Raw genomic sequence first — 6,724 nt, forward strand, 5'->3', positions numbered from 1 at the left:
GGTGTAGCCGCTGCGCAGCGGCGCGGGTTGTTCGGGGGTTTCTTCGCGCATGGGCTTAGAGCTTCACGGCGTGCAATAAGGTGATCGGCAAGGCGGCGCGCCAGGTGTCGAACTCGCCTAACGGTAGCGCCTGGGCAACGCTGATGCGCGTCAGCTCACCGCCATTGACCGCGCGCCAGGCCACCAGGGTGGCTTCGCTTTGCAGGGTTACGGCATTGGCGATCAGCCGGCCACCGGGGCGCAGGTTAGCCCAGCAATGCTCCAATACGCCGGCAATGGTGACACCACCGCCGATAAAAATTGCATCAGCTTGCGGCAAGCCGTGCAGGGCTTCAGGGGCGCTGCCGGCGACCAATTGCAAACCCGGCACGCCGAGGGCATCGCGGTTTTGCCTGATCAAGCCTTGGCGTTCGCCGTTGGCTTCGATGGCGATGGCGCGGCAGGTGGGGTGGGCGCGCATCCATTCAATGCCGATGGAGCCGCAGCCAGCGCCAACGTCCCAGAGCAATTCACCCGGCAACGGCGCCAAGTGCGCCAGGGTGATGGCGCGCACATCGCGTTTAGTCAGTTGGCCGTCGTGGGCAAAGGCGCTATCGGGCAGGCCGGGCGTTAGCGGCAGCAAGCGCGCGTCGTCATCGGCGTGGCAGTCGATGGCCAACACATTCAAGGCCGCCACTTCGGGAATAGCCCAGCCATTGGCCGTGCCATCCAGGCTACGTTGCAGGGGGCCACCCAAATGCTCCAATACGCGTAACCGGCTGCGGCCAAAACCGCGCTCCACCAATAACTGCGCGATGGCGGCGGGGCTGCTGCCGTCATTACTCAGCACCAGCAAGCGCTGGCCGGGGTGGATATGGCCGTGCAAGGCCGCGAGCGGGCGGGCAACAACCGAAAGACAGCTGACCTCCTGCAACGGCCAGCCAAGCTCGGCCGCGGCCAGGGAAAAGGACGAGGGCGCCGGGAACACGCGCATCTCTTCGGCCACCACCTGGCGGGCCAAACTTGCACCGACGCCAAACAACATCGGGTCGCCGCTGGCCAACACACACACCGGCGTACCGCGCGCCGCCAATACCGGGCCCAGGCTAAAGGGGCTAGGCCACAGCAGACGTTCGGCATTCAGGCAATGCGGCAGCAATTCCAACTGGCGCGGGCTGCCGACAATCAGGCGGGCGTCGAGCAACGCGCGACGCGCCGGTTTGCCCAGGCCGCTGTAACCGTCCTCACCGATTCCCACCACCGTTAGCCACGCCGACATCGTCTGCTCCTCGCCAGCCGACCAGCAGGCTTTTCCTGGGGTCGCGCAAAGCGGGCATAATAGCGCGTTCGCCAGCCCCCACAGCCAGCCACGGCGAACCGGTGACCTTTTTTGAACGATGCCCAACCCACAGTCAACGCCCCCCTGCCACGCCATACCGCGTGCCCGGGTTTGCTGCGCATTGTGCAGGCGCGCGACGGCGGTATCTGCCGGGTCAAACTGCCGGGTGGGCGGCTAAGCGTGGCGCAGGCATTGGCCATCAGCGCGGCGGCTGAGCAGTTCGCCAGCGGCGTGATTGAAGTGACCAACCGCGCCAATCTGCAAATTCGTGGTGTGCGCGGCGGTTGCGAGCAAGACCTGATTGAAGCCTTACTCTCTGCCGAACTGGGACCACGCAGCGCCGGCGCCGATGATGTGCGCAACCTGATGCTTAGCCCGGCGGCGGGTGTCGATGCCCAGCAGGTACTCGACGTTCGCCCACTCGCCGAGCAGTTGCTTGCGCTGCTGGAAACCCGCGAATCGCTGCACCAGCTCTCGGCCAAATTCGCCCTGCAAGTGGATGGCGGCGAAGGCGTGGCCATGCTCGAACACCACCACGACCTTTGGCTCAGTGCGATGGCCGAAGACGGTGCACAGCGCTTGGCCTTTGGCCTGGCCAGTTGCCCCAACGAAGCGCTTGCCGCTGTGCCGCTGGAACATGCGCCCGCCTTGGTGCAGGCCTGCCTGGAACTGTTTCTGCAACACGCCACGCCTGAACAAACCCGTATGCGCCACCTGCTTAAGCAGATGCCCATCAGCGCGTTTCTCGCTGCGCTGCAAGCCCGCCTGCCGTTTGCGTTAGAGCAGGACGCCGAGGTGTTTAACTGGCGCCGCCCGGCTGCCGAGCCGTGGGCGCATTTGGGGGTGCGGGCGCAGCGCCAAGCGGGCTTGGTCTATGTCGGCGCCGCGCCAGTGCTGGGCAGAATGACCACCGCACAACTGCGCGCCGTCGCCGATCTGGCCAACCACGCGCTGTACTTCACCCCCTGGCAAAGCCTGCTGTTGCGCGATGTGCCAGGCGATAGCGCAGACGCGCTGACTAAAACGCTAAACGCCCTGGGCCTGCTCACTGACAGCACAATTCCATTGGCGCGAATCATCGCCTGCAGCGGCTCTAGCGATTGCGGCAAAGGCCTGGCCGCGAGCAAAACCGACGCCCTGTTGCTGGCAGAATTACTCGCCAGCCGCGCACCCGTCGAGCAAGTGCACCTAAGCGCCTGCAAGCGCTCCTGCGCCGCCGCCCATATCGCGCCGCACACCCTGCTGGCAGTAAGCGCCGGCCGTTACGACCTGTACCAGCGCGACAGCAGCACCAGCGGTTTTGGCCGCCTGCTGGCGCGCAACCTGACTATCCTTGAAGCCGCCGACACCCTGGCCGCGCAGCCCGCCCCCATGAGAACCCCTTGATGCTTGAGTACATCCGCGATGGCCAGGAAATCTACCGCCATTCTTTTTCCATCATCCGTGCCGAAGCCGACCTGAGCGGCATTCCCGCCGACCTGGAAAAACTCGCCGTGCGCGTTATTCACGCCTGCGGCATGGTCGATGTGGTGCAAGACCTGCGCTTCTCCCCCGGTGCCGGCACGGCCGGGCGCCAAGCCTTGGCCGCGGGTGCGCCGATTCTCTGCGACGCGCGTATGGTCGCCGAAGGCGTAACGCGCACCCGCTTGCCGGCCAATAACCAGGTGATCTGCACCCTTAACAACGAAGGTGTGGTTGACCTCGCCCGTGAGCGCGGCAACACCCGCTCCGCCGTGGCCCTGGAGCACTGGCGCGAACACCTGGAAGGCAGCGTAGTGGTGATCGGCAATGCGCCCACCGCCTTGTTTTATTTGCTGGAAATGCTCGATGCCGGCGCACCAAAACCGGCGCTGATCCTCGGCTTTCCCGTTGGTTTTGTCGGCGCCGCTGAATCCAAAGACCTGCTTGCCGCCGACAGCCGTGGCGTGCCGTACGTGATTGTGCGCGGTCGTCGTGGCGGCAGCGCCATGGCCGCCGCCGCCGTGAATGCCCTGGCCACGGAGGTGGAGTAATGGCTGCCACAGGACGTTTGCTCGGCATTGGCGTCGGCCCCGGCGACCCGGAACTGATCACCCTTAAAGCCCTGCGCCTGCTGCAAGCGGCACCGGTAATCGGCTACTTCGTGGCCAAGGCCAAGGTCGCCGTTGGCCAGCATGGCAACGCCTTCGGCATTATCGCCGGGCACCTGAGCGAGGCGCAGCAACGCCTGCCCATGGTCTACCCGGTGACCACGGAAAAACTGGCGCCGCCGCTGAGCTACGAAAGCATCATCAGCGACTTCTACGACACCTGCGCCGAGCAGATTGCCGAACACCTGGAAGCCGGCCGCGACGTGGCGGTGATCTGCGAAGGCGACCCGTTTTTCTACGGCTCCTACATGTACCTGCACGACCGCCTGGCCAGCCGCTACCGCGCCGAAGTGGTGCCTGGCGTGTGCTCCATGCTCGGTGGCGCCGCCGTGTTGGGTATCCCGCTGGTGTACCGCAACCAGAGCTTGGCCGTGCTTAGCGGCGTGCTGCCGGCCGATGAGTTGAAACAACGCCTGGCCGCCACCGATGCAGCGGTGGTGATGAAGCTGGGGCGCAACTTCGACAAAGTGCGCGGCGTGCTGGATGAGCTGGGCTTGGCCGAGCGCGCGTTGTATGTGGAGCGAGCCACCATGGAAAACCAACGGATTGTGCCGCTGGATGAAGTGCAGCCGATGGACTCGCCGTATTTCTCCCTGATTATTGTGCCGGGGGAAAAGTGGCAGGCCTGAGGCAATTGCGTTGGCTGCGACCCTCACCCCCAGCCCCTCTCCCGCGAGCGGGCGAGGGGAGCTAAATCGGTGCTTGGCCGGAAACCTCAATTCCAGGCCAACCCAAATCCAGTCCCCTCGCCCCTGTCCGGGCGACCGCAAGCAGGCGAGGGGTGCTAAAGCGGTGCTTGGCTGAAAACCTCAACTTCCACGCCAACACAAATCCAGTCCCCTCGCCCCTCCGGGGAGAGGGTGAGGGGGAAGCGGCAAACGCCAATACCCTGCCCCAAAAATGTTTCGGAGCGCTCCATGTCCCACCCGCACGCCATCATCATTCTCGGCACCGGCGCCCTGAGCACTGCGCGGCGTATCCAGGCGCTGTACCCGGGCGCGCAGGTGTACGGGCTGAACGAGCGCGTCACCGCCGACGTGGGCTACAGCGAGTTCGCCAGCCAACTGCGTGAGCTGTACCAAAACAACCGCCCGATCATCGCCCTGTGCGCTGCCGGTATCGTCATCCGCTGCCTGGCCCCGCTGCTGCAAAGTAAAGGCGCCGAGCCACCGGTGCTGGCCGTCGCCGAAGACGGCAGCGCGGTGGTGCCGCTGCTCGGCGGCCTGGCCGGGGTCAACGTTATGGCGCGTGAAATCGCCACCGCGCTGGAGGTGCAAGCCGCCATCACCACCAGTGGCGAACTGCGCTTCGACACCTGCGTACTTAACCCACCCAGCGGCTATGTAGTGGGCGACATCGAACAGGGCAAACGCTTCGTCTCCTCCCTGCTCGGCGGTGAGAACGTGCGCATTGAAGGCGACGCACCGTGGCTGCACGCCGCCCGCCTGCCCTTGGCCGACGACGCCAATCTGCGCATCCGCATTAGCACCGACATTCAGGCCAACGCCGATGAACTGCTAATCCACCCGCGCAGCGTGGTGGTGCTAAACCCACCAGCCGATGCCGCCCTTATTCAGCACAGCCTCGCCGCCGCCGGCATCAGCCCCCATGCCCTGGCCTGCCTGCTAAGCCCGCGCTCGCAGATGGCTGACGCACAGCTGCATAGCACTGCCGCCACCCTAGGCGTGCCGCTGCGTTTTAGCGAGGAAACGGCGCTGAACGTTGCGCACCGCGTGCAGCAGTCAGAAGGCATACAGCTAGCCATTGCCAGCCAACCGATAGATATCCACAGCCTCGGCCAAGCCCGTGGCCGCCTTACTGTGGTCGGCCTCGGCCCCGGCGCCAGCGAGTTCACCGCGCCCGCCGTCAAACTGGCCCTGCACGACGCGCAAGACGTACTCGGCTACGAAACCTACGTGACCATGGCCGGCCCCTTCCGCCCCGACCAGGTGCTGCACAACAGCGACAACCGCGAAGAGCTGGCGCGCTCACGTCACGCCTTTGAACTGGCCGCCAGCGGCCGGCGCGTGGTGGTGGTGTCCTCCGGCGACCCCGGCGTATTTGCCATGGCTGCTGCCGTGCTGGAAGCCCTGGAAGCCAGCAGCGACGCGGATTGGCATAACGTCGAGCTGCAAATCCTGCCCGGCATCTCCGCCTCCCTGGCCACCGCCGCCAAGGCTGGTGCGCCGCTGGGTCACGACTTCTGCATGATCTCCCTCTCCGACAACCTCAAACCGTGGGACGTGATCGAACTGCGGCTAAAACACGCCACCCTCGCCGACCTCGCCCTGGCCTTCTACAACCCCATCTCCCGCGCCCGCCCCTGGCAACTGGGCCGCGCCCTGGATGTAGTGCGCGAACAACGCCAGCCGGAAACCGTGGTCGTATTGGGCCGCGATATCGGTCGCCCAGCCGAAGCACTCACCGTCACCACCCTGGGCGAACTCACCCCGGAAATGGTCGATATGCGCACCATGGTTATCATCGGCTCCAGCACCACACGGCGATTTGCCAAGGCAGGGAGTGAAGCGGGCTGGGTGTATACGCCAAGGTCGTATCCCGCGCGCTCTTGAGAAGTGCCGGGGGCTAAATCCATTCCTTGCTGCGCCCAGGGGCGAGTGCGTCGTAGGGTGTGCTGTGCGCACCCAGGCACTTCCCGTTATGGAACGTTATCCATAGGGCAATGGATCTTCGCCGGGCAACTCTGAACGCACAGCTTTAGTGCATTTCGCGATACTTGCTCTGGCCTTTCTGCGAATCGCTGCTAACGTCATTCGAGCGTGTCGGAACTGTCGTACCCGGTCCGTAGATACCGAAGTAGAGCCCTCAGCAAGGTTTCAGAGAATGTCAGAAAGCCATCATTTGCCGGGCATCGTTATCCACTAACCGTAACTGAAACGCGATTTTTGCAACGTCTGAGCCGTGCAGTGCAGCGTGACCTAACGGAAGAGGTTCGCCATGCAGAACAAGGTTGCCTTAGCAGCGACGCTGGTTGCTGGGCTGTTATTTTCCCTCGCTGTGCAGGCCGATAATGCGGCGGACGCCAACAAGAGCAACAACCCGCTCAACTTGGCGCCGGGGCTGAATTTTCAGGACTACTACACGCCTGAGCTGTTCAACACCAATGTGCACACCAATGACTTGCTGCTGCGCGGCACCCTGCCGGTAGCACCCGGCGACTTTATCGGCGTACCGCAGTTGCTGCGCGCCACCCTACCGATCAGCACCCGGCCCGATCCCCACGGCGGGTACAGCACCGGCGTTGGCGACCTCAATC

The 6,724-nt window shown here is 64.5% G+C and carries 5 protein-coding genes and 1 pseudogene; 5 read left to right on the forward strand and 1 reads right to left on the reverse strand.

Annotation, left to right across the window (positions count from 1 at the left end; all coding sequences use genetic code 11):
- Nucleotides 1-55 precede the first annotated feature (55 nt).
- Nucleotides 56-1,258 (reverse strand): precorrin-6y C5,15-methyltransferase (decarboxylating) subunit CbiE, encoded by a 1,203-nt coding sequence (gene cbiE, locus AAAB16_RS18010; RefSeq protein ID WP_340664560.1) that lies wholly within the window; start codon nucleotides 1,256-1,258, stop codon nucleotides 56-58.
- A 111-nt stretch (nucleotides 1,259-1,369) separates the two neighbouring features.
- On the opposite strand from cbiE, the gene cobG reads away from it, so the two are divergent.
- From cobG to AAAB16_RS18035, 5 genes and pseudogenes are all read left to right on the forward strand, one after another.
- A complete protein-coding gene (gene cobG / locus AAAB16_RS18015) occupies nucleotides 1,370-2,704 on the forward strand; it encodes a precorrin-3B synthase (protein ID WP_340664561.1) in 1,335 nt (444 codons plus the stop codon).
- Nucleotides 2,704-3,330: a precorrin-8X methylmutase gene (locus AAAB16_RS18020; protein WP_110615589.1), complete on the forward strand. Its 627-nt coding sequence runs from the start codon at nucleotides 2,704-2,706 to the stop codon at nucleotides 3,328-3,330. The genes cobG and AAAB16_RS18020 overlap by 1 nt, the downstream gene beginning before the upstream one ends.
- On the forward strand, nucleotides 3,330-4,076 hold the full coding sequence (locus tag AAAB16_RS18025) for a precorrin-2 C(20)-methyltransferase (protein ID WP_340664562.1): 747 nt from the start codon (nucleotides 3,330-3,332) through the stop codon (nucleotides 4,074-4,076). Before AAAB16_RS18020 ends, AAAB16_RS18025 begins: the two co-directional genes overlap by 1 nt.
- A gap of 288 nt (nucleotides 4,077-4,364) precedes the next feature.
- Nucleotides 4,365-6,020 carry a precorrin-3B C(17)-methyltransferase gene (gene cobJ, locus AAAB16_RS18030; protein ID WP_340664563.1) on the forward strand — a complete coding sequence of 552 codons (1,656 nt, stop codon included), beginning with the start codon at nucleotides 4,365-4,367 and terminating at the stop codon, nucleotides 6,018-6,020.
- Between the two features lie 385 nt (nucleotides 6,021-6,405).
- Nucleotides 6,406-6,724: pseudogene (locus tag AAAB16_RS18035) on the forward strand (hypothetical protein); the annotation flags it as partial.

The sequence above is a fragment of the Pseudomonas sp. genome (assembly GCF_037994325.1).
Classification (GTDB): Bacteria; Pseudomonadota; Gammaproteobacteria; order Pseudomonadales; family Pseudomonadaceae; genus Aquipseudomonas.